Consider the following 23,085-nt stretch of genomic DNA (forward strand, 5'->3'; position numbering starts at 1 on the left):
CGGACGATCCGCCGCGATGTGGATCACGTAGAAGCTACGGCGTGCCTGACTGCATGGTCAATGATCTGCATGTTTCGTTGCCCCGGCCGACAGTTGTCCTGCTCGCCCGGTGTGCTCTTCGGGCGTGACACCATGGGGCGTGCCCGAGGATCGAACGCCGCCCATCGCCTTCGAGACCACCGCTGTCGTCGCGGCTCCGCCGGACGTGGTGTACCGCCACCTGAGCGATCCGCACAGCTACATCGGACTGTCCCCGCTGATCGTCGCGGTGCGGGACGTACGGCCCGGTCATGACACGCAGGGCCGCGAGAGCGTCGACTACCTCGCCGTGGAGCGGTTCCGGCTGGTCGGGCCGCTGCGGTGGGACAACCGGATCCGGGTCCGGATGGTGGCGACGCGCCCCGGCGAACAACTGGTGAGCGACGTACGCAGCCCGGGGTGGGTCCGGCTGCGGGCGGTGGTGGACCTGACCGCCGTGCCGGACGGCACCCGGGTACGCGAGCAGATCAGCGCCTTCGCGCCCGCGCCGCTGCGGCGGTTCGTGGCGTCGCAGGCACGTCAGGTCGCGGCGTACCGGGCGACCGAACTGACCCGCCGGATGGCCGCCCGGTAGGCGGTGGTCAGGGCGTCTGCGCCTCGTGCAGCAGGCGGAGCTGGCCGATCTCGGCGGCGTTCTTCATCAGCTCGGCGTTGACCCACCCGAGCATGTGCCCGATCGTGTGCTGCGGGTCGTGCGGCCAGGGGAACGGCGCGACCGCGTCGAGGTCGGCGTCGCTGAGCCGGTCCAGCACGGTCAGCCACTCGGCGCGCAGTTCGCGCAGCCAGGCGATGGCAGCGGGGCCGTCGCCGGGCCAATGGATCTCGGTGCGTTCCCGGGGTGGCCGTCCCTGAAGGTGGTCGGTGGCGACACTCCACCACCAGCCGATGTGCCAGGTCAGCCAGGCGACCGTGGGGACCGGGATCGGATCGGGTTCGGTCTCGGCCCAGTCCGGTGTCCACCTGCCGTCCGCGTCCCGGCGGACCGCCCAGGAGTGCCCGGCGGCCTCCCAGTGCAGGTGCGCCGGCTCCAGCCGGTCGAGGTGGTACTCGAACAGCGACCAGGTCAGCTCGAACTGCCAGCGCAGCAGATCGCGTCGGGGGGCGGGCATCGGATGATCGTCACATCCGACGGCGGAATGGTCGAACGGTTTACCGGACCGCGCGGCTCAGGTGGTGACCACGAGTTTGCCGAAGGTGTGCCGGCGGGCGAAGTCGGTGAGTGCCCGCACCCCGTCGTCGAGCGGGTAGCGGCGACCGATCGTCGGGGTCAGCTCGGCGACCTCGCGCATCCCGCCGAACCGTCCCTCCACATCGAGCACCAGCTCGACGTGCACATCGTCGCGGTCGAGATGGTCCGGCTCCGGCGGCGGCACGGTGATCGTGTAGAGCCGCCCGCCGGGCCGCAGGGCCCGCCCGACCGGTGCCACCCGGTCGTTCGGCAGCACCAGGTTGAAGGCCAGGTCGACCGCGCTCGGGTAGTCGTCGTCGTAACCGATCACCTCGGTGGCGCCGGCGGCTCGCAGCGGTGCCGCGTCCTCCGGGCGCCCGGTGGCGATCACCCGCGCGCCGCGCAGCAGCGGCAACAGGGTGGTGCCGACACCACCGCTGGCCCCCACGACCAGGATGGTGTCGTCCGGTTTCGGGGCGGCGGTGGCGATCAGGGCGCGGGCGGTGAGCCCGACTGTCGGCAACGCGGCCGCGTCGGCGACGTCGAGGCCCGCCGGGCGGTGCGTGATGAACGGGGTGTCCGCCTCGACGACGGCGTACTCGGCGAGAGTGCCGGTGGTCAGGCTCGGCCGGCGGATGCCGAGCATCGCCCGCAACGCGCGCGGCACGCCGTGCCCGAACACCTCGTCGCCCACCTGGTACCCGGTGACGCCCGCGCCGACCTCGCTGACCGTGCCGGCGAAGTCGTTGCCGGGCACGTGCGGGAAGGCGAGGTCGACGGCGCCTCGGAGCTGTCCACCCGGCAGGCGTACGTCGAGCGGGTTGATCGACGCGGCGGCGATGCGCACCTGGAGCTGCCCGGGACCGGGTCGGGGGACCGGCACATCGGCGAGGGTGAACTCCTCGGGTGGCCCGTAGCCGGTGGCGACAATCGCCTTCATCGCTGTCCTTCCGATAAGCGGACCGTGCGGTCACGTTAGCCTTAACCGGACCGCCCGGTCAACTTGTTAGGGTGGGCCGGTGACCAGCACCGACCGCCACCTGCGGGCCGACGCCGCCCGCAACCGCGCGGCGTTGCTGGCCGCGGCGGAGGCGGAGTTCGCCGATCGGGGCCTGGAGGCGTCGGTCGCCGACATCGCCCGACGCGCGGGCATCGGCAAGGGCACCGTGTTCCGCCACTTCCCGACCAAGGAGGACCTGCTGGCGGCAGTCGTCCTCGACCGGGTCGACGACCTCGCCGCCCTGGCTCGCCGGCTGACCGCCGCCGCCGACCCGGGTGCCGCCCTGCTGGAGTTCCTCGACGCCGCCGCCGATCGGCAGCAGCAGTTGGACCTGTCGTTCCTGCGGGAGTCAGGCGAGGTCAACGCCCGGCTCAGCGAGTCCCGGGCGCGGCTGTTCGCCCAGATCACCGTGTTGGTCGAGCGGGCGCAGGCGGCGGGCGCGATCCGCACCGACATCACCGCCACCGACGTGATCCTGCTGATGTGCGCGCCGAACCACGTGGCAAGTTTCGTGCCGGCCGCCCCGGCCGGGCTCTGGCGGCGCTATCTGGCGATCATCTTCGACGGCCTACGCCCACACGGCGTACGTCCCCTGCCAACGCCCCCGCCGGAGCCGGGGCAGGTCGGCTGAGGCGGGGTGCGGCAGGCCCCAAGCAGCGACCTGCCGCCGCCGGAAGGATCAGGCTCATGATCCCCCCGGAGCCGGGGACCACGGCCAGGGCAGGTCGCCGAAGGCCGCCTCGACCAGCAGCGCCTCGACGCCGCGCAGGAACGGCTCGACCCGCTCCGCCGGGAAGTACCGGGTGTCGGCGGTGACGACCAGCTCGACCGCCCCGGGCGCGTCGAGCACCTGGATCCGGCAGCGCCACGGGAACCGCTCCAACTCCGGTAGCCAGCGGAGGTCGCTGTCGGGGACCATCGCCCGCAGGGCGGTCTCGTCCGGGCCCGCCGCTGCCGGGTCGACGTCGCGCGCGATCCGGGCGTCGTTGAGATAGCAGTACGGGGCCAGGAAGGTCCGGTGGTCGTGGCCCAGTTCGGTGAAGGTGCGTTCCCACTCGGCCGGGTCGTAGTAGGCGTGCCGGTAGGCGTCCAGGGCCGACCGGGCGGCCCGGACCAGCAGCTCGGCGAAGCCGGGCCGGTCGGCCAGGTCGAGCCGGCAGAGCCCGATCTGGTTGAGCGTGGCGACGGCCCGGTCGTGCCCGGGTTGGAAGCGGTTGTTCGCCATCACCACGATTCCGCACCCGGCCTGCCCGCCCTTTCCGGTGAGGCCGGCGGCGGTCGCCGCCAGCAGCGCGCTGGCGGTGCTGACCCGGTGCCGGACGGCGATCAGTCGCGCCGCGTGGTGGACCGCCGCGGAGACCAGCGACGCGCGCCGGTAGCGGGGTGCTGGTGCCGGCCCGACCGGTTCGGAGAAGCTCGGGACGAGCCCGTCCACTTCCCGGACCCAGTAGGCCACCGCCCGCCGCGAGCGCCGTTGCTCCACGTCGCGTTCACGACCGGCGAGATCCACCGACTGAGGGCCGGGCACAGTGTCCACCGAGCCGCGCAGCAGCAGCGTCCGCAGGTCACGCAGCACGATCTCGGTGGCGTGGAAGTCGACAGTGGCGTGGCTGAGGACCAGCACGACCTGGCGTACCCGGTCATCGACGGTGACCAGCGCGACCCGCAGCGGCCACTCGGCGACGTGGTCGAAGCGCGACTCGCGTAGCCGTGCGGTCAGGCCGGCGGCGGCGGACCGGCCGTCGGGATCGTCCGGCGGGCTCGGCACGGCGTGGACGAGGACGGCCAGCCGCCCGGTCGCCGCCGCTTCCTGGTGCAGCTCGTCGTCGCGGCGGCGGAACCGGGTGCGCAGCGATTCGTGCCGGCCGAGCAGGGCGCCGACCGCCCGCAGCGCCGCCGGCACGGTCACCTCGGCCCGCGCGGGAACGGTCAGGGTACGGGCGACGCTCAGCACGCGGTAGCCGGCGGGCGAGTCGAATTCGTCGATGGTGCGCCACATCGCCCGCTGCCCCCAGGTGAGTGGCGCGCTCGCGCTCCGCCCGCCCGCAAACGACGCGTCGTACGCCACCTCCTCGCCGGCCAGCGCGCCGACGCCGGCCGCTGCCCGGTCGGGCACCCTGGTGCCCGCCGTCGACCAGGGCCACGGCACCTCGGCGAAGGCCGCCTCGACCAGCAACTCCTCCAGCTGTCGCAGGAACGGCTCGACGGCGTCCATGGCGAGGTGCCGGGTGTCGGCGGTCAACGTGACGCCCACCCCGCCGGGCTCGTCCACCACGTGCGCCAGCAGATGCCAGGACGCCTGGTGGAGCCCGGCGGTCCAGGAGAACGTGCTGCCCGCCATGGCCGCCCGCAGCTCGCCGCGGCTGGTCTCGGGCACCGGTTCGCCGGCACCGACGGCCAACCGGACATCGTTGAAGTAGTAGTGCGGCAGGAACGCCGAGTCGAACCCGATGCCCTGCTCCTCGAACGCCCGACGCAGCGCGGGCGGCTCGTAGTACGCGTGGCGGAGGCCGTCGAGCGAGGCCGTCCAGACGCGGGCCAGCAGCTCGCTGAAATCGGGCCGGTCGGCCAGGTCCACCACGCAGAAGCCGATCTGGCCGAGGTTGGCGACCGCGTTCGCGTACTCGGTCCGGAACCGGTTGTGTGCCATCGGGAACAGGCCCGAGACCATCCGACCGCAGCCGCCTGCCGCCACCGCGTGATAGCCGGCCAGCAGCACCGCGGAGACGCTGACCCGGTGCCGGGCGGCGATCAGCCGGGCGGCGGTGTCGAGCGCGGCGGAGACCAGGACGCCGCGGCGCAACGGCGGATCGAGTCCAGGGCCGGTCGGGGTCAGTGGATCCTGGGGAAGCCGCTGGTACTCCCGCAACCAGTGCGCCACCGCCCGATCGGAGCGCCGCCGGTCGACGCCGTGCTGACGCCGTGCCACATCTGTCGACTGCAGGCCGGGTGGGCTGGACAGGCCGCCGCGCAGCAGGAGCAGCCGCAGGTCACGCAGCACCACCTCGGCCGCGTGGGCGTCCACTGTGGTGTGGCTGAACACCACCACGACCTGCCGTACCCGATCGTCGACCGTCACCAGTGCCACCCGCAGTGGCCACTCGACCGCGTGGTCGAATGCCACGTCACCGAGGCGATCGGCGGCCTCCCGGGCGGCTTGGCCGCCGTCGCCCGTGCCCCTGCTGACCAGCAGCGGCAGGGTTCCGGCCGCAGCCGTCTCCTGGCGTGGCTCGCCGTCGGCCAGCGGGAGCCGGGTACGCAGCGAGGCGTGCCGGCCGACAAGCGCGGCCACCGCGCGGGTGGCGGCGGCCACGTCCACGCCGGCCCGCGCCGACACCGGCACAGTACGCCGCAGGTTGAGGAAGCGGTGGTTGGAACCAAACTTGGTGATCGAGCGCCACAGCACCTGCTGGGCCCAGGTCAGCGGGGCCGGGCCGGCGCCCGCGCCGGTGAACTCGGCACACAGCAACGGATCGGCGGCCCACTCGGCGGGGACGACCATGTCGGCGAATCGCATTCTCGACGGTACGACGGGCCGTTCCGCCGCCGGATCGATCGATTGAGGGTTACACAGTGGACCGATCAGCCGATCCGACCTGTTGGATCCGCGGGGCAGACTACTGGCTCCAATCCGTAGTCGGATCGAGGCTTTGGGTGACCTATCTCGACGTTCCTGGGCAGGTCCGTGCCAGCTCGCCGGAGACGACAAGTACCGCCGAACCCCGCCTGTCGTTCGGTCAGGAACGGATCTGGTTCACCGAGCAGCTCACGCCGGGGACCGCCGCGTACGTCGTCTACACGACGGTGCGGCTGCGCGGGGCGCTCGACGTCGACCTGCTGCGCGCGGCCCTGGACGCGACCGTGGCCCGGCACGACAGCCTGCGCATGCGGTTCACCGAGAACGCCGACGGCGAACCGGCGGTGCAGGTGCTGCCCGAGGTGCACACACCGGTCACGGTCACCACCGCCGCCGGGGTGGCCGAGGCCCGTGAGCTGGTCGCCACCGCCGTCGGCACCCCGTTCGACCTCGCCGATCCTCCGCTGCTGCGGGTCCTGGTCGTCCGGATCGGCGCCGAGGACCAGTTGGTGAACCTGGCGATGCACCACATCGTCAGCGACGGTTGGTCGCTGGACATCCTGCTCGGCGAGATCGCGGCCAGCTATGGCGCGCTGCGCGACGGCGGCACCGCCCCGCCGGCCCCGGCGACCAGCTACCTCGACTACGCCGCCTGGCAGCGGGACCGGCTGGACGGGCCGGAGGCCGGGGCCGGACTCGGGTACTGGCGGGCGGTGCTGGCCGGGGTGCCCCCGCTGGAACTGCCCACCGATCGGCCCCGCCCAGCGGTGCAGTCGTACGCCGGTGCCAGCCACCGCTTCACTCTCGACGCCGACCTCACCGACGGGCTGCGGCGGCTCAGCCGGGCCCACCGCGGCACCCTCTACATGACGCTGCTCACCGGCCTGCAAACGGTGCTGTTCCGGTACACCGGCCAGCGGGACTTCGCGATCGGCACCCCGGTTGCCGGTCGGGTCACGCCGGAACTGGAGAACCTCGTCGGCCTCTTCGTCAACACCCTGGCCCTGCGCGCCGACCTCTCGCCGGTCGGGGCGAGCGCGGACGCCCCCGCCGCCGAACCCGGCTTCGCGGCGCTGCTGCGGCGTACCCGCGGCACCGTGGTACGCGCGCTGGCCCACCAGCAGATCCCGTTCGAGCGGGTGGTGGCCGACCTCAACGTGGCCCGGGACGTCAGCCGTACGCCGGTGTTCCAGGTGTTGTTCACCCTGCAGAACTACGGCCAGGGTGGCGCTGGTTGGCCCACCGGCCTGCACGCCGAGGGCGTGGGCACGGACGCCGCCACCGCCCGCTTCGACCTGTCCTTGTACGTCAGCGAGAGCGGCGACCGGCTGCACGGCATGTTCGTCTACAACACCGACCTGTTCGACGCCGCGACCGTACGGCGGCTGACCGCCAGCTTCGAGACGCTGCTGCGCGGCGCGGTCGCCGAGCCGGACCGGCCCGTGGTCGACCTGGACCTGCTCGATCCCGCCGAACTGGCCCGGACGCTGGCCCTCGCCCGGCCCGATCGTGACGGCACCACCGGGGTCACCGGCCCGGCGAGCACCCTCGCCGACCTGATCGGCCGGCATGTTGCCGCCACCCCCGACGCCCCGGCCGTGGTCGGCGAACCGGACGTGCTCACGTACCGGGAGCTGGATCGGCGGGCCAACCAACTCGCCGGCTGGCTGCGCGGCCGGGGCGTCGGTCCGGACCGGCTGGTCGGCGTGCTGCTGGAGCAGTCGGTCGAGCTGGCCGCGACGCTGCTCGCGGTGCTCCGGGCCGGCGGGGCGTACCTTCCGCTGGATCCGGAGCAGCCCGCCGCCCGGCTGGGCCTGATGCTTGCCGACGCCCGCCCGGCCCTCGTGCTGACCAGCACCGACCTGCGGGACCTGCTGCCGGCCGAGGTGACCACGGCCTGCCTGGACGAGATCGCCGCCGAGGTCGCCGGCCAGCCCGAGAGCGCCCCCACCACCGGCGTCAGCGGCGATCACCTCGCCTACGTCATCTACACCTCCGGCTCCACCGGCACCCCGAAGGGCGTGGCCGTGGCGCACCGGCAGGTCCTGCACTACCTCGACGGGGTGGCCGACCGGTTCGCGATCGTGCCGGCCGCCCGGTACGGGCTGTTGCAGTCCATGTCGTTCGACTTCAGCGTCACCGTCTTCTACCTGGCCCTGGCCACCGGTGGCGCGGTGCACCTGCTGCCCCGTCGGTGCACCGGCGCGGAACTCGCCGAGCGGCTGCGCGCCCGACGCATCGACTACCTGAAGATCACGCCATCGCATCTGGCGGCGCTGACCGCCGACGCCGCACCGGGCGACCTGCTGCCCGCCCGCGCGCTGATCCTCGGCGGCGAGGCGTCCGAACTGGACCGGGTCGCCCCGCTCGCGGCTGCCGGCGCGGCCCGGGTGTTCAACCACTACGGCCCCACCGAGGCCACCGTCGGCGTCACCACGTACGAGGTGACGGCCGACGGGCCAGCCGCCGGTGCCGTACCGATCGGGCGTCCCCTGCCGTTCGCCCGGGTGTACGTGCTCGACGAGCGGATGCGCCCGGTGCCGGTCGGGGTGCCCGGCGAGCTGTACATCGGCGGCGACCGACTGGCCCGTGGCTACCTGAACCGGCCCGACCTGACCGCCGATCGGTTCCCGCCCGACCCGTACGGCCCGCCCGGGTCTCGCCTCTACCGCACCGGGGACCTGGCCCGGTGGCGCGACGACGGGCAGCTGATGTTCCTCGGCCGCCGCGACCACCAGGTGAAGATCCGCGGCTACCGGGTCGAGTTGGGCGAGATCGAGGCCGCCCTGCGGGAGTGCGCCGGCGTAGGGCAGGCGGCGGTGCTGCTGCGCGACGACCGGCTGGTGGCCTATCTGGAACCGGCACCCGACGTGGCCGTGCCGGAGCCAGGTCGGCTGCGTGCCCGGCTCGCCGACCGGCTGCCCGAGCACATGCTGCCCAGCCGGTGGGTGCTGCTGGACCGGCTGCCGTTGCAGGAACACGGCAAGGTCGACCGGGCGGCCCTGCCGGAGCCGACCGACGCCCCGCCGACCGGTGCGCGGGTCCCGCCGGACGGGCCGGTCGAGACCCTGGTTGCCGGGATCTGGCAGGTGGTGCTCGGGGTGACCGAGGTCGGGGCCACCGACGACTTCTTCGAGCTGGGCGGGCACTCGCTGCTGGCCACCCAGGTGGTGGCCCGGCTGCGCCGCGAGCTACCGAAGGTGCTCACCGGCGGCGCGCCAACGGTGAGCGTGATGGACCTGTTCCGGCACCGCACCGTACGCGAACTGGCTCGGCTGGTCACCGGCGACGGTGCCGGCGCCGGTGGGCTGCTGCACGAACTGACGCCACCGGTGCCCGCCGCCGAACGGATCGCCACCCTGGTCTGCGTGCCGTATGGCGGCGGCAGCGCGGTGGTGTACCAACCGTTGGCCGACGCGCTGCCGTCCGGGTGCCGGCTGCTGTCGGTGGCCATGCCCGGTCACGACATCGGCGTCGCCGACGACCCCGCGCCCATCGGAGAGGTCGCCGCCGAGGTGGTCGCGGAGATCCTGGACCGGGTGACCGGGCCGCTCATCCTCTACGGACACTGCGGTCCCGGCGGTGCGCTCGCGGTGGAGGTGGCCCGCCGGTTGGAGGCCGGCGGCCGGGACCTGGTCGCGGTCTACCTGGGCGCGGTCTTCCCGTTCGCCCGTCCCGCTGGTGGCCCGCTCGCCCCGCTGCTGCGGCTGCGGCTGGCCGAACGCCTGCGCAGCGACCGGATCTACCGCACCTGGCTTCAGGCGCAGGGCACCGCCGTCGGGACGCTCGCACCCGACGAGGTCCGGTTCCTGATCCGGGCCATGCGGCACGACGCTGAGGTGTCCGAGGAGTACTTCACCGATCTGATGCGGCAGCGGGTCACCCCGCTGCGGGCGCCGGTCATCTCGGTGGTCGGCGAGCGCGACCGCAGCACCGACTTCCACACGGAGCGGTACCAGGAGTGGCACTTCCTCAGCGACCACACCGCCCTCGCGGTGATCGACGAAGGTGGGCACTACTTCCTCAAGTACCGCGCCGCCGAGCTGGCCGAGATCGTCACCGGCGTACACCGGAACCTCACCACCGCGTCGTCCGCCGCCACCGTCGGTGCGGCTGCTGCTCCGGCCGCCTGGCAACTCGCCGGGGTATCCCAACGGGGACCCGACGGCCCGCCTGCCGTCGACGGTGCTGCCGCGCCGCCACCGAGCCTGCGTCGCTTCGCCCTGGTCGCCGCCGGCCAGATCGTCTCCGGCATGGGCACCGCACTGGCCACCTTCGCCATCCCACTCTGGATCTACACGCAGACCGGTTCGCTGGCCCGGTTCGCCCTCTTCGCCGTGCTGGCCCTGATGCCCGGCCTGCTCGTCGCACCGTTGGCCGGCGCGGTGATCGACAGGTTCAGCCGTCGGGCCGTACTGCTGACCGCCTGCGCCGCCGCCGGGAGCGGCAACGCGGCGCTGGCCCTGCTGGTGCTGACCGACCGGGTCGAGGTGTGGCACTTCTATCCGTTCACCGCCTGGCTGTCGGTGGCACTGGCCTTCCAACGTCTCGCCTTCGTCTCGGCGGTACCGCAACTGGTGCCCAAGCGGTTCCTCGGCCACGCCAACGGCCTGGCCCAGACCGCCGTCGGCCTCACCCAGTTCGTGGTGCCGCTGGTCGCCGTGGCGCTGCTGCAGGTCGTCGGGTTGCGCGGCATCCTGCTCGTCGACGCGGCGTCGTACGTGTTCGCGATCGCGGTGCTGGCGGCCGTGAAGTTCCCCCGCACCCTGGCCCTGCAACGCCGCGAGAGCATTGGCGCGGAGATCGTCGCCGGGCTGCGCTACGCGCTGCGCCGCCGCGAGTTCCGCGCCATGCTGGCCTTCTTCGCCGCGCTGAACTTCTTCCTCTTTCCGGTGTTGTTCCTGCTCTCTCCGCTGGTGCTCGGCTTCGCCGACCTCAACGGGGTCGCGCAGGTCGCGCTCACCGGCGGGATCGGCGCGGCCACCGGCGGCCTGGTGATGCTGGTCTGGGGCGGCCCGCGGCACCGCCGGATGCGGGCGGTGCTGTTCGGCACCCTCGGCATCGCGGTGGCCGCCGTACTCACCGGTCTGCGGCCCAACCTGCTGCTCATCGGTGCCGGCGCGTTCGGCATGTACGCGGCCCTCGCCATCGTCAACGGCGTCTACAACACCATCATCCAGACCAAGGTGCCGGCCCGCGTCCACGGCCGCGTCTTCGCGCTCAACCAGATGGTCGCGCAGTCCACCCTGCCGCTGGGCTGGGGGCTGGTGGCCCCCGCCGCCGCCCGGATCGCCGAGCCGATGCTGCTGGCCGACGGCGTGCTGGCCGGCACCGTGGGCGTGGTGCTCGGCGTCGGCCCCGGACGTGGCCACGGACTGCTCTACGTGCTGTTCGGGCTCTGCATCGCGGTGACGGCGCTGCTGTCGTTGGCCGCCCCGGTGTTGTCCCGGTTCGACGACGAGGTGCCCGACGCGCCACCGGACGACCTGGTCGGCATCGAGGAACGGCGGGCCAGGGCCGCCGGTTCCGTCGAGCCGCAGCCGGTGCCGGCCGGCCGCGAGGTGGGCTGACATGACCACACCGAACACCGCCCGAACCGTGCCCGACCTGCTCGACTGGCGGACCGCGCTGCACCCGCACCAGGTGGCCATCGAGGTGCACGGGGTGGCCGTACTGACCTTCGCCGAGTGGTCCGCCGGTGCGGCCCGGGTCGCCGCTGCGCTGTCGCGCCGGGGCATGCGTCGTGGTGACCGCGTCGGGCTGCACTTCGGTGCCCACGACTGGACCCGGTTCGCGGTCGCCTACTGCGGCGTGCTGCGGGCCGGCGGCGTCGCCGTGCCGCTCTCCGACCGGCTCGCCGCCGGACAACTCGGGTACGCGCTGCACCACTGCGCGGCCACCGCCGTGCTCTCCGGCGACGACGGTGGGGCCCCGCCGGTACCGCCCGGCCTGCCGGTCTGGGCCTGTGCCGACCTGCTCACCGCCGCCGCCGACGGCTCGGCCGGTGATGGCAGCGACATCGAGGGCACCGACGAACAGGTCTCGGCCGCTCGCCCGGGTGATCTCGCACAGATCCTCTACACCTCCGGCACCACGGGCCGCCCGAAGGGGGTGGCGGCCAGCCACGCCAACCTCACCGTCGGCGCGCCACAGCATCCGCGCCGGCTGGCCCTGGCGCACTCGCAGCGTTTCCTGCACGCGTTCGCCATCGGCACCAACGCCGGGCAGACCATGCTGCTCAACGCGCTCACCGCAAAGGCCGGCGCGTTGACCCTGCCCCGGTTCACTCCGCTGCGGTTCGCCCGCCTCATCGAGGCCGCCGGCACGGGTACCGTCTTCGTCGTCCCGTCGATCGCCGTCGAACTGCTCGATTCCGGCGCGTTGGGTGGCCGGGACACCAGCGGCGTCCAGCTGATCGGCTCCACCGCCGCGCCCCTCGCGCCAGCCGTCGCGGCCCGACTGGCCGAGACCTTCCCGCAGGCCACCATCGTCAACTACTACACCTCCACCGAGGCGGCCCCGGCCCAGACCACCATGATCTACGACCCGGCCCGCCCGCACGCGGTCGGCCGGCCGGTCGGTGGCCAACTGATGGTCGCCGACCCCGACGGCAAACCGCTGCCCGCCGGCACGACCGGCGAGGTCTGGCTGCGCGCACCCGTCCCGCGCGCCTACTACCGCGACGAGGCCGCCAACCGGGACACCTTCCACAACGGTTGGGTACGCATGGGCGACATCGGTCGGGTGGACGCCGACGGCTACCTGTACCTCACCGACCGGCACCAGGACGTCGTCAAGACCGGCGCCTTCAAGGTCTCCACGCTCGAAATCGAGGCGGCGCTCCACGAGCATCCCCTAGTCGCCGAAGCCGCCGTGGTCGGCGTGCCGCATCCCGTGCTCGGCTCCGCCGTGGCCGCCGCGGTCGTGCCCCGGCCGGCGGCGGGACCAGCCGACCTGACCCTGCCCGTGCTGCGCGGTTTCCTCGCCGACCGGCTGGCCGACTACCAACTGCCCGCCCGGCTGCTGCTGCTCGACCGGCTGCCCCGCAACGAGGGCGGCAAGGTGCTCAAACGGCAACTCATCGACCTGTTCGACAACTGACCGCCACCAGCACAACCCCCTGGGAGCAGATGTGGGCACCGCCGAGGCGACATCCGCGCAGCACGCCGTCTGGTTCACCGAACAGGCCGGGGTCGCCGACACCGCGTACCACATGGCGTTGGGCGTACGGTTCGGAGCCGGCCTGGACCGTCGCGCCCTCGTCGCGGCCTGCGCCACGCTTGTCGAACGGCATCCGGTCCTGGCCGCCCGGATCGTCGGCGACGACGACGGCTTCCTACACCTGGCACCGGCCGAGGCCCGTCCCGCGGTCAGCCTCGGTGAGCTGACCGAAGCCCGCGTCGCCGAGGAGATCGCCCGCCGGTACGACCTGCGGACCGGACCCCCGCTGGCCCGGTTCACCCTGCTGGCCGGCGTCGACGGCACCCACTTGCTGCTCGTCACCGCACATCACCTGGTCTTCGACGGCACCTCGAAGGACGTGCTGGTCCGGGACCTGGCCGCCGGGTACGCCGCCGCCCGGCTCGGTGCGCCGACCGACCAGCCCCGCGTCGACGGGTACGCGGACCTGGCCACGGCCGAACAGCAACGGGTCGCCGCCGACCTGCCCGCCGCCCGCGACTACTGGGCACGGCACTGGTCGGGTCCGGGCGACGTGCTCCTGCCCGGTCTGCGTCGGGTGCCCACCGGCGCGGAGCCCGGTGCGGCAGTCACCGTCGACCTCGCCACCGACCTGGTCGACGGCGTCGAGGCGACCGCGCGCTCGGTCGGGGTGACCCGGTTCGAGTTGCTCCTCGCGGTGCTGCACGCCGTGCTGGCCCGGTACGGCAACCAGGGCGTCCCGGTCGGGGTGGCCCTGTCCACCCGTACCGCCGACCAGGCCGACCGGGTCGGACTCTTCGTCAACGAACTTCCCGTCGCCGTCACCGGCACCGCCGGCACCTTCCGCGAGCACGTCCGCGCCGTGCGCGCCCGGCTTCGCGAGGTGTACCGGTACCGGTCCGTGCCGCTGGCCCAGGCCGTGCCCGGTCTGCGGCCCGCGCCGGCGTTGACCCCGGTCAGCGTCGGCTACCGTCGCCGGGGCGCCGAGCCGATCTTTGCCGGGGTGACCAGCCGGGTCGAGTGGACGCTGTTCAGCGGCGCCGCCCGCAACGCCCTGCACATCCAGATCGTGGACGCCCCCAGCGGCCTCACGGTCAGCCTCCAGCACAGCCCGGCGGCGATCGACACCGACGCCGTACGCCGGATCGGCAGTCACCTGCACACCATGCTCGCCGCCGTGGTGGCCGACCCGGACCGGCCGATGGCAGACCTGCCGCTGCTGTCCGACGACGAACTCGACCTGGTCACCCGCGACTTCAACGACACCGTCCGGGAGTATCCCACCGAGGCGACGGTGCCCGGCCTGTTCGCCGCCCGGGTCGCTGAGAACCCCGACGCGCCCGCCGTGGTCGACGGCGAGCGGACCCTGAGCTACGCCCAGCTCGACGCCGCGGTCCGCCGGCTCGCCACCGTGCTGCGCCAACGCGGCGTCGGCCCCGGCGCCCGGGTGGCCGTACCGCTGGACCGGTCCTGGCGGGCGGTGGTGACCATCCTGGCGGTGCTGCGCTGCCGCGCCGCGTACCTGCCGATCGACCCGGCCCATCCGCCCGCCCGGCAGGCGGCGGTGCTCGCCGACGCCGCCCCGGCCCTGGTGGTGACGGAGACCGCCACCCCGATGGACCGGCCGGTCCTCGCCCTCGACACCGTCGAGCTGCTCGACGGTCCGATCCCGGCGCAGCCCGCTGATCGGCCGGCACCGGACGACCTGGCCTACGTGCTCTACACCTCCGGCTCCACCGGTCGGCCGAAGGGCGTGGCGGTCCGGCACGCGGCGCTGGCCAACACGCTGCTCGGCGTGCGGGACCTGCTGGCCGCCGGGCCGGCGCACCGCTGGCTGCACCTGACCTCGCTGTCCTTCGACATCTCCACGGTGGAGGTGTTCCTGCCGTTGGTCACCGGCGGGCAGGTGGTTGTCGCCTCGACCCTCCGCGCGGTGGACGGCGCGGGCGTGCTGGCGCTGATCCGCGCCGCCGGTGTGACCCACGTCCAGGCCACGCCGTCGGGTTGGCGGGTACTGCTGGCGGCCGGTCTCGGCGCCGCGGCGGTCACCGGTGCGCAACCGCTGGTCGCGGTCGCCGGCGGCGAGGCGCTGCCGGTCACCCTCGCCCGCGAGCTGCGGGCCCGCACCGCCCGGCTGATCAACGGGTACGGGCCGACCGAGGCCACCGTGTACGCCACGATGGCGGATCTTCCCGCCGACCCGGCCGACGTCACCATCGGCCGGCCACTGCCGAACGTGCGGGCGTACCTGCTGGACGAGGCGGAGCGGCCGGTGCCGATAGGGCTGCCCGGCGAGCTGTACCTGGCCGGTGCCGGGCTGGCCGCCGGCTATCTGGGCCGCGACGACCTCACCGCCGAGCGGTTCGGGCCGGAGCCGTACGGTCGGACCGGTGAGCGGTGGTACCGCACCGGTGACCGGTGCCGGTGGCTGCCGGACGGCCGGATCGAGTTTCTCGGCCGTACCGATCACCAGGTCAAGATCCGGGGGCACCGGATCGAACTGGGGGAGATCGAGGCCCGGCTCCTCGACCATCCCGGCGTGGCCGAGACGGTCACGGTGCTGCGGCCGGAGGTCGACGAAGCCCGTCTCGTCGCGTACCTGGTGCCCCGGGCGGGCGTCACTCCGGAGCCGGCCGAGCTGCGCCGGCACCTGGCGACGAGCCTGCCGCAGGCCGCCCTGCCCACCGACTACGTGACGCTCGACCGGCTGCCGTTGAGCCCCAACGGCAAGGTCGACCGCGCGGCCCTGCCCGCCCCGGCCGACCGGGACGCGGTGGCCGACGTCCTTGCCTCAGGCGGCGTGGTCGACGGGCGGCGATCCGGCGACGTGCCCGCCGACACCGCCGACCCGGTGGTGGCGCAGCTGCGGCTGATCTGGCAGGAGGTGCTGCGGATTCCCGAGATCGGCGTGCACGAGGACCTGTTCGACCTGGGCGGACACTCGTTGACGGTGACCCGGATCAGCGGCCGTATCCAACAGCGGCTCGGCGTCGAAGTGCCGCTGGACGCCTTCTTCGACACCCCGACCATCGCCGAGATCGCCGAGATCGTCCGGCAGTCCACAGAGGGAGCCTGACCATGACTGACAGCGAGCGGCGCGAGCGGATCGCCGAGCTGGTCGCCGAGGCCACGGCGGGGGAGGTGTCAGCAGCCGACGTGCTCGCCGGTGGCTCGTTGGTCGCCCTCGGCGTCGACTCGCTCGGGCTGCTGCGCCTGGTCGACGCGATCGAGCTGGAGTACGGCGTGGAGGTCGAGCTGAACGTCGCCGGCCGCCCCGTGGACACCCTCGACGACCTGGTCGCGCTGCTTGCCGTCGCCCAGCCGGTGGACGGCGGCTGAGACGGGGCGCGGCTGAGGCGGGGTGCTGGCTGAGGCGGGGTGCGGCATGCACAAGCATCGACCTGCCGCCGCCCAGGGATTAGGCTCACGATCCCTACAGTCTTCGATGCGAGGGGTGCCATGTCCCGTCGAACCGGCCGGCCCTCCCACCTGTCGACGCCGTCGGCCCGTCCGGGGAGACCCTCGGCCCGGGTGCTCGCGGCCGGTGCCGCGGTGGCGGTGGTGCTGGCCCTGCTCGGCGGGCTTGTCGGTTATGCCGTGGGACGGCCCGGTGCGACCGAGGCCGGCATCGCGGAACTGCGCGCGGCCGATGCCGAGCGTGATGCGCAGCAGATCGTCGAACTCACCGACATGGCCCGCCGGACCGGGGCGGAACTCGGGCCCATCCTGGCCGCCGTCACAGACGAGTCGGAAGCCGGACGGGTGCCCGAGGCGGCCCGGGTCGATGAGTGGCAACAGGCCATGAAACGGCTCACCGCGCAGTTCGCCGACCCGCCGTCGGGCATGACCGCGACGAACGTCGCCCGTGGTGGCCTGCGCGGTGCGGTGGAACAGGCCGCCGTCGCGGTCGACACCATCGCCCTGGCCGGGAACCTCCCCGCCGACCGGCGGCCGGAGCAGGTGGCGCTGGCGGCGCGGCAGGCCGCGCTTGCCGCCACCACCTGGTCGGTGGCCGCCACCCAGCTCGACCAGCTCAACATCGACGCCGGCAACGGTCACCAACATGTGCACCTCGACGGCGGCCACGACGATGGCGGCCTGCCGCCGGACGGCGAGGCCGAAGGTTCCGGCGGCTGACCGCCCGCCCCGGCACCACCACAGAGGCGTCCGGGCCGCGAACGTCGGTGCGAAACGGCCCCCGGGGGCCGGAAACGTTAGTGGCGCCAGGCGGCGTGGAGTTGGGCGTAGCGGCCGTTGGCGGCGATCAGCTCGGCGGGGGTGCCGAGCTCGACGATGCGGCCGTCGGACATCACCGCGATCCGGTCGCAGGTGTGCGCCTGACTGAGCCGGTGCGCGACCACGACGGCCGTACGGCCCTGGATCAGCGCGGTGCTTGCCTGTTCGAGCTGCCGGGCACCCGCGCTGCCGGCCTCGGCACTTGCCTCGTCGAGGACGACGATCGGCGGGTCGAGCAGGGCGATCCGGGCCAGCGCCAACTGTTGTGCCTGACCGGCGGTGAGCGGATGCTCGCCGTCACCGACCCGGGTGGCCAGCCCGTCGGGCAGCGCGGCGACCCAGTCGGCGGCGCCGACCAGCTTCAACGCGGCGTGCAGGTCCTCGTCTGACGCCTCGGGCGCGGCCAACCTCAGGTCGTCGGCGAGGGGCCCGGCGAAGACATGGACCTCCTGGGTGACGACACCCACGGTACGGCGCAGCTCGGCCGGATCCAGGTCGTCGATCGGGCGGCCACCCACCCGTACCTCACCGTCGGTGGCGGGGAAGACGCCACCGAGGATGGCCGCGAGGGTCGTTTTGCCGGCCCCGCTCGCACCGACTATCGCCAACGACTCGCCTTCGGCGATCTCGATCGAGACGTCCCGCACCACCGGCGGGCCACCGGGATAGTGGTGCCCGACCGAGGTGGCGGTGATGCCCGTCGGCCGCCACGAGGACTCCGGGTCCGCCGGCCGGGCCACGGGCACGTCGAGCCCGGTGATACCGACCAGCCGGGCGAGCGCCGCGCCGGCCGACTGGATGTCGTTGAACGAGATCAGCAGCATGCCGAGTGGCCCGAAGAGGCGGTGGAAGAGCAGCGCGGCGGCGGTGACGTCGCCGATGCTGCTGTCGCCCGCGCGGACCAGCAGGAAGCCGGTGAGCAGCACGGCGGTGAGTCCGAGCGCCTCCGCGTAGTTCATCGTGTTCGCGAACCACAGGAAGCCCCGGACGGCACGCAGCCGGGCGACGACGGCACCGCGCGACGCCTCGTCGACCCGGCGACTCTGGCGCTCCTGCATGCCGTACGCGTGCACCGTCCGGGCACCGGTGAAGGTGGTCAACACGCGTTGCGTGCGGACCGCGGCAGCCTGCCGCTCGTCGGCGTAGAGCCGCTTGGCCCGGGGCACGAACCGGCGCAGGCTCAGCACGTACACCGGGAATACGACAAGGAACGCGGCGGCGATGCGCCAGTCGAGCGTCGCGAAACCGGCGAAGGTGATGACGACTGTGACAAGCGCGGTGAAGATGCCGGCCGCCAGCCGTACCGAGTCGGTCACCCGTTCGACGTCCTCGGTGACCCGGGAGGTGACGTCACCCGCCCCGACGCTCTCCAGCCGGGTCGCGTCCATCCGCAACGCCCGGTCCAGCACCTGCTCGCGCAGGTCCGCGCAGGCCCGCATGCCCCACTCGGTGACCAGCCAGTTGGCGGCGCCGGTGAGCACCGCGGCGGCCAGGGCCGCGCCCAGGATCCAGGCCGAGGTCAGCAGCAGCGAGCTGACGGTGTCACCGGCCACCACCAGGTCGACCAGCCGGCCGAGCAGGATCGGCACGGCGACCGCCGCCACGCTCGCCGCGGTCGCCGCCAGGATCGACGCCCAGGCCAGCACCGGGTAGCGCCGCAGAGCGCCCCAGAAGGCGGTGAGCGTCACCCGACCGGTCGCGACCGGCAGCATCGTCGTGGTCGCTGTCACCGCGACACCACCTCCAGGTACGAGGAGTCCGCGAGTAGCTCGCGATGACTGCCGACGGCCGCCACCTGGCCGTGGCGGAGAAAGACGACGCGGTCGCACCTGTCGAGCAGCGGTGCGCTGGTGGTGACCAGCACGGTGGAACGGCCCTCGTCGGCGCGGTAGGCGCTGATCCCGTCGGCGATGGTGTGCTCGGTGACGGCGTCGACGGCCGTGGTGGGGTCGCGGAAGACGGTGACCGGCCGGTCGGCCAGGAGCGCGCGGGCGAGGGCGAGCCGTTGTCGCTGACCACCGGAGAGGTTGAGCCCATGGTCGACAAGCTCGCGCTCCCACCCGGCGTCGTCGGTGAGCAGGTCGTCGACGGAGGCGGCGGTCAGCCCGGCCCGCAGCGTGGCGTCGTCCCGGTCGTCGCCGGTCTGCAACACCTCGCGCAGGGTCGCCCCGAACAGGTCGACTCCGTGCGGCTCGACAAGCACGGTCCGGCGCAGCGAGGCGAGATCGAGTTCGCGGATCGGCGTACCGGCGAGGGTCACCTCGCCCCGGTCGGGCGAGCGCGCGCCGGTGAGCAGGTCGGTGATGCCGTCGGCGGTGCCGGTCTCGTCGGTGACGACGCCGACCAGCTCGCCTGGTGCCACGGCGAGGTCGACGCCGTCCAGGCCGGGCGTGTGCACCGAGTCCAGGACCAGCGGGCCCGGCTGGGCCGTCCGGGTCCCGGACGTGCCGTTTTCCTCGGCGGCGAGCACCTCGGCCACGCGGGCCGCGCTGGCGCGTGCCGTCGCCAGCCGGAAGACGCAGTCGGCGAGGTTGAGCACCGGGTCGGTGATGAACGTGGCCAGCCCGACGATCGTGATGAGCTGCCCGACCGTGATCCGTCCCTGGAGGGCGAACCAGCCGGCCAGGGCGGCCACGGCGGTGATCAGCAGCCCGGTGACGAAGGTGGACGCGCCGGTGAAGACGGCACCCGCCTTCACCGTGGCCACGCCGGCGCGTAGCGACGTGCGGCTGGCCGTACGGTAGCGGCGGGCGGCCTCGTCGACCCCACCGACGCCGCGTAGCGGTCGTAGCCCGCTCAACAGGTCGGACGCGGTGGCGGCGGCCCGCCCGACGGCCTGCTGCTGGGCGGCGGTGCGGCGGCCCACGACCGGTCCGAGCGCGTGCAGCCCGAGCACCAGGACCGGTACGCCCAGCACCAGCCCGAGACCCAGGGACCAGTCGATCCGCAGCAGCACGATCGCCGACACGGTCAGTCCGAGCAGGGCGCTCACGCCCCGGCTGCCCAGTTCGAGCAGTTCGGCGGTGGACTCGGTGTCGGAGGTCGCGATCGACAGCAGTTCACCGCTCTGGCGTCCGGTGCGGATCCCTCGACCACCGACGACCCGCCGTACCACCTGCATCCGCAGCTGGTGCGACTCCTCCACCACCGCCTTGGACAGGAACCAGAAGCCCGACCGCCAGCCCATGGTGAGGGCGGTGAACAGCGCGAAGATGCCCAGCACGGACCAGGCCATCGCCGCTGTCGATCCGGTGCCGACGGCTTGGTCGATGACCAGGCCGATCGCCACCGGGACGAGCGCCTCGCAGACCTGGTGCAGCGACCAGAACCCGGCGCACAGGGCGGTGTCCCGGCGCTGACGCCAGAACATCTGGCCGATCAGTCGCCCCGTGGGTTGCCTCATTCGCCCGCCTCACGCTCGCAAGTTAGGGCAGGCTAACCTATAGCCGCCGATCGGTGCCATCCGCCGTCGGCGTGGCGGGGTGCCGACGGTCGTACCGCATTGATGTCGGACGATTCGTTGACTGCCTCCCGGGGGTGTCGTACCTTCACAATCACACTCATCAATGAGGGCGTGGCGTCGATGTGAGCGCGAACAGTCCCGTTGCTTCGGTCGGCGGTCCCGCAACCGAAGGAGAGACACATGGCGAAACGTCATCGCCTCGCGCTACTGGCCGGCACGGCCGCCGTCACCGTGGTCACCGCCGCCGCCGGTGTGGCCGTCGCCCACGCCGCCGCGGTCGGCTGCGCCGTCCGGTACGCCGTCTCCGCCCAGTGGCAGGGCGGATTCAACGCCGACGTGACAATCACCAACCTGGGCGACCCGGTCTCCTCCTGGCGACTGGCCTGGTCCTACGGTGCCGGGCAGCGGGTGGCGCAGGGGTGGAACGCCACAGTCACCCAGAGTGGCACCCAGGTCACCGCGACAAACGTGGCGTACAACGGCGCGATCGGCACCAACGGCACCGCGAGCTTCGGTTTCAGTGGCTCCTGGAGTGGCAGCAACCCGGTGCCCACCTCGTTCACGCTCAACGGGGTGACCTGCACCGGCTCCAGCAACCCCGGCCCGACCACCACGCCGACGCCGCCGACGCCGACCACCCCGCCGCCGGTCGGTGACTACCCGCCGAGCGGTCGACTCTGCAACGGCAGCGACCTGGTCGACATCGGCAAGTACTGGATCCCCAACAACCAGTGGGGCGCCACCGGCGCCACCGGCAGCCAGTGCATCTGGACCAACGGTGGGTCCGGCGACACGATCCGGTGGGGAACCAGCTACACCTGGAGCGGCAGCGCCGGCACCGTCAAGTCGTACGCCGCGGCGATCCTCGGCTGGCACTGGGGCTGGCGACGGCCGAACACCGGGCTGCCGGTGCAGGTCTCGGCCAACCGCAGCGTCAACACCAACTGGCAGTTCAGCGTCACCGGCAGCGGCAACATGAACGTCGCGTACGACATGTGGTTCCACCCGATGGCCAACCCGACCTCGGAGAACCCCACCGACGAGCTGATGATCTGGCTGTACCGTTCGAACGCCTACCCGGCCGGCAGCCGCCAGGGCACCGTCACCATCGCCGGCACCACCTGGGAGGTGTGGCGCGGCTACGTCGGCACCTGGAACGTCTACTCGTACGTGCGGACCAGCAACACCACGAACGCGACGCTCAACATCCGTGACTTCACCAACGACGTGGTCTCCCGAGGCTGGATGAGCAGTGCGAAGTATCTGACAAGTGTCCAGGCCGGACCGGAGATCTTCACCGGCAGCGGCGAGGTGAACACCAGCTCCTACTCGGTCACCATCGGCTGACCGGCAGCGGGATCCGTGGCAGTGGAAGGAGCCGACACGCCTTCTACTGCCACGGATCGAGGGCCTCGGGTCACCGGCCCCACAGCCGCCAGGTCTGGTTGAGCGGGCTGCCCTGGCCCGTCGGGTTGCAGGTCCACTGGTGGATAGGGGCCCGCGCGGCGGTGGAGATGGTGCTGACGTCCACGCACTTGTTGCTGTGTCGGGCCACCAACTGGTAGTCGTGCGGGTCGTTGCCCGAGTACGTCACCTTGCGGAGCGTGAACTGCTGGTTCTGCCCACCGTGACAGGCCCACTGGTGCACCGCCGCACCGTCGGCGGTGGAGACCCCGCTGACATCCAGACACTTGCCGGTCTGCTGGTTGACCACGCTGAAGGTGTTCGCCACCCCGGTCACCGGCTGGAAGTTCCAGAGCTGCTGGTCACCGCCCACACAGTGGAACTGCTGCTGGACGTTGCCGTCGGCGGTGTCGCGGTCGGTGTTGTCCAGGCACTGCTGGGAGTGCTGGGCCACCGCCACCGACTGGAACCCGCCGTCGGAGGGCGGCAGCAGGGTGAGGGTGTACGTGTCGGTCTGGTTGATGTACGGCAAGGTGACTGTGGCGTTGTTGCCGTTCACCGCGACCACGCTGTTCGAGACGGTGACCGGGCCCGCCACCGCGCCGCCACCGTTGTTCGGGATCCGCTGCACGAGCACGCGTACCTGGTTGTTCTGCACGATGCCGCTCGTGGTGTCCAGCCGTTGCAGGTTGACGGTGAGGTTGCCGGTGGTCCGGCCCCCACCGATCAGCACCTTCGCCGTCCCGGAGGTCTTGGTGGCGAAGGCGTCGTACGAGGGGCTGGGCGTGACCGAGACGATCTGCCCGGTCTGCGAGGCGTAGAAACGGTAGACCCACCATTCGCCCTTGGGCTGGTGCTGCCCGGCCGAGTTGCGTACCAGCAGGTTGCCCAGGTCGTTGTGCAGGTTGCCGGCGCTGGCCCAGTTCGCCCGGAGCCCGTCCGCGCCGGCGCGTTCCAGCCGGGAGATGTACCACGCGCCGTCGCCGGGGTTCTGCTCGTCGGGGGCGGCGTACTCGTTGATCTGGTACGGGCGGGGG

At 72.9% G+C, this 23,085-nt stretch carries 14 protein-coding genes; 8 read left to right on the plus strand and 6 right to left on the minus strand.

Features of this window, described 5'->3' with window-relative positions:
* The first annotated feature begins 139 nt into the window (after nucleotides 1–139).
* Complete coding sequence (locus tag C1I93_RS02010) at nucleotides 140–613, plus strand: SRPBCC family protein (protein WP_181444971.1); 474 nt, start codon at nucleotides 140–142, stop codon at nucleotides 611–613.
* A 7-nt stretch (nucleotides 614–620) separates the two neighbouring features.
* Here C1I93_RS02010 and C1I93_RS02015 read toward each other — a convergent pair whose 3' ends face one another.
* Nucleotides 621–1,148 carry a DinB family protein gene (locus tag C1I93_RS02015; RefSeq protein WP_111241468.1) on the minus strand — a complete coding sequence of 176 codons (528 nt, stop codon included), beginning with the start codon at nucleotides 1,146–1,148 and terminating at the stop codon, nucleotides 621–623.
* 57 nt (nucleotides 1,149–1,205) lie between these two features.
* On the minus strand, nucleotides 1,206–2,147 hold the full coding sequence (locus C1I93_RS02020; protein WP_111241469.1) for an NADP-dependent oxidoreductase: 942 nt from the start codon (nucleotides 2,145–2,147) through the stop codon (nucleotides 1,206–1,208).
* Nucleotides 2,148–2,226: 79 nt separating this feature from the next.
* Between C1I93_RS02020 and C1I93_RS02025 the strand changes: the two genes are divergently transcribed.
* The gene (locus C1I93_RS02025; RefSeq protein ID WP_111241470.1) at nucleotides 2,227–2,838 is read left to right on the plus strand and encodes a TetR/AcrR family transcriptional regulator; all 612 of its coding nucleotides are present in this window, start codon (nucleotides 2,227–2,229) and stop codon (nucleotides 2,836–2,838) included.
* Nucleotides 2,839–2,892: 54 nt separating this feature from the next.
* On the opposite strand, the gene C1I93_RS02030 is transcribed toward C1I93_RS02025, so the two are convergent.
* Nucleotides 2,893–5,724 (minus strand): condensation domain-containing protein, encoded by a 2,832-nt coding sequence (locus C1I93_RS02030; RefSeq protein ID WP_111241471.1) that lies wholly within the window; start codon nucleotides 5,722–5,724, stop codon nucleotides 2,893–2,895.
* Nucleotides 5,725–5,861: 137 nt separating this feature from the next.
* Here C1I93_RS02030 and C1I93_RS02035 point away from each other — a divergent pair, with 137 nt between their 5' ends.
* The 5 genes from C1I93_RS02035 (at nucleotide 5,862) to C1I93_RS02055 (ending at nucleotide 17,082) form a co-directional block, all read left to right on the plus strand.
* A complete protein-coding gene (locus tag C1I93_RS02035; protein WP_111241472.1) occupies nucleotides 5,862–11,354 on the plus strand; it encodes a non-ribosomal peptide synthetase/MFS transporter in 5,493 nt (1,830 codons plus the stop codon).
* 1 nt (nucleotide 11,355) lies between these two features.
* Nucleotides 11,356–12,885: a class I adenylate-forming enzyme family protein gene (locus tag C1I93_RS02040; protein WP_181444972.1), complete on the plus strand. Its 1,530-nt coding sequence runs from the start codon at nucleotides 11,356–11,358 to the stop codon at nucleotides 12,883–12,885.
* A 31-nt stretch (nucleotides 12,886–12,916) separates the two neighbouring features.
* On the plus strand, nucleotides 12,917–16,021 hold the full coding sequence (locus C1I93_RS02045) for a non-ribosomal peptide synthetase (protein WP_212808447.1): 3,105 nt from the start codon (nucleotides 12,917–12,919) through the stop codon (nucleotides 16,019–16,021).
* A gap of 2 nt (nucleotides 16,022–16,023) precedes the next feature.
* Complete coding sequence (locus tag C1I93_RS02050; RefSeq protein WP_111241473.1) at nucleotides 16,024–16,284, plus strand: acyl carrier protein; 261 nt, start codon at nucleotides 16,024–16,026, stop codon at nucleotides 16,282–16,284.
* Nucleotides 16,285–16,404: 120 nt separating this feature from the next.
* Entirely contained in the window at nucleotides 16,405–17,082 is a 678-nt protein-coding gene (locus C1I93_RS02055; RefSeq protein WP_111241474.1) for a hypothetical protein, read from the plus strand.
* A gap of 77 nt (nucleotides 17,083–17,159) precedes the next feature.
* Here C1I93_RS02055 and C1I93_RS02060 read toward each other — a convergent pair whose 3' ends face one another.
* The gene (locus tag C1I93_RS02060) at nucleotides 17,160–18,911 is read right to left on the minus strand and encodes an ABC transporter ATP-binding protein (RefSeq protein ID WP_223256169.1); all 1,752 of its coding nucleotides are present in this window, start codon (nucleotides 18,909–18,911) and stop codon (nucleotides 17,160–17,162) included.
* A complete protein-coding gene (locus tag C1I93_RS02065; RefSeq protein ID WP_111241476.1) occupies nucleotides 18,908–20,584 on the minus strand; it encodes an ABC transporter transmembrane domain-containing protein in 1,677 nt (558 codons plus the stop codon). Before C1I93_RS02065 ends, C1I93_RS02060 begins: the two co-directional genes overlap by 4 nt.
* A 240-nt stretch (nucleotides 20,585–20,824) precedes the next feature.
* Here C1I93_RS02065 and C1I93_RS31320 point away from each other — a divergent pair, with 240 nt between their 5' ends.
* Nucleotides 20,825–21,991: a glycoside hydrolase family 12 protein gene (locus tag C1I93_RS31320; protein WP_181444973.1), complete on the plus strand. Its 1,167-nt coding sequence runs from the start codon at nucleotides 20,825–20,827 to the stop codon at nucleotides 21,989–21,991.
* Nucleotides 21,992–22,061: 70 nt separating this feature from the next.
* On the opposite strand, the gene C1I93_RS02075 is transcribed toward C1I93_RS31320, so the two are convergent.
* On the minus strand, nucleotides 22,062–23,085 hold a 1,024-nt coding region (locus C1I93_RS02075), incomplete at its 5' end, for an RICIN domain-containing protein (RefSeq protein WP_146603404.1).

The organism is Micromonospora endophytica (assembly GCF_003236305.1).
Classification (GTDB): domain Bacteria; phylum Actinomycetota; class Actinomycetes; order Mycobacteriales; family Micromonosporaceae; genus Micromonospora; species Micromonospora endophytica.

What these genes read in the sequence shown, in the direction of transcription:
- C1I93_RS02015 (WP_111241468.1), bottom strand. Translation starts at nt 1,148, where the DNA reads ATGCCCGCCCCCCGACGCGATCTGCTGCGCTGGCAGTTCGAGCTGACC.
- C1I93_RS02020 (WP_111241469.1), bottom strand. Translation starts at nt 2,147, where the DNA reads ATGAAGGCGATTGTCGCCACCGGCTACGGGCCACCCGAGGAGTTCACC.
- C1I93_RS02030 (WP_111241471.1), bottom strand. Translation starts at nt 5,724, where the DNA reads ATGCGATTCGCCGACATGGTCGTCCCCGCCGAGTGGGCCGCCGATCCG.
- C1I93_RS02040 (WP_181444972.1), top strand. Translation starts at nt 11,356, where the DNA reads ATGACCACACCGAACACCGCCCGAACCGTGCCCGACCTGCTCGACTGG.
- C1I93_RS02050 (WP_111241473.1), top strand. Translation starts at nt 16,024, where the DNA reads ATGACTGACAGCGAGCGGCGCGAGCGGATCGCCGAGCTGGTCGCCGAG.
- C1I93_RS02055 (WP_111241474.1), top strand. Translation starts at nt 16,405, where the DNA reads ATGTCCCGTCGAACCGGCCGGCCCTCCCACCTGTCGACGCCGTCGGCC.
- C1I93_RS02065 (WP_111241476.1), bottom strand. Translation starts at nt 20,584, where the DNA reads ATGAGGCAACCCACGGGGCGACTGATCGGCCAGATGTTCTGGCGTCAG.
- C1I93_RS31320 (WP_181444973.1), top strand. Translation starts at nt 20,825, where the DNA reads ATGGCGAAACGTCATCGCCTCGCGCTACTGGCCGGCACGGCCGCCGTC.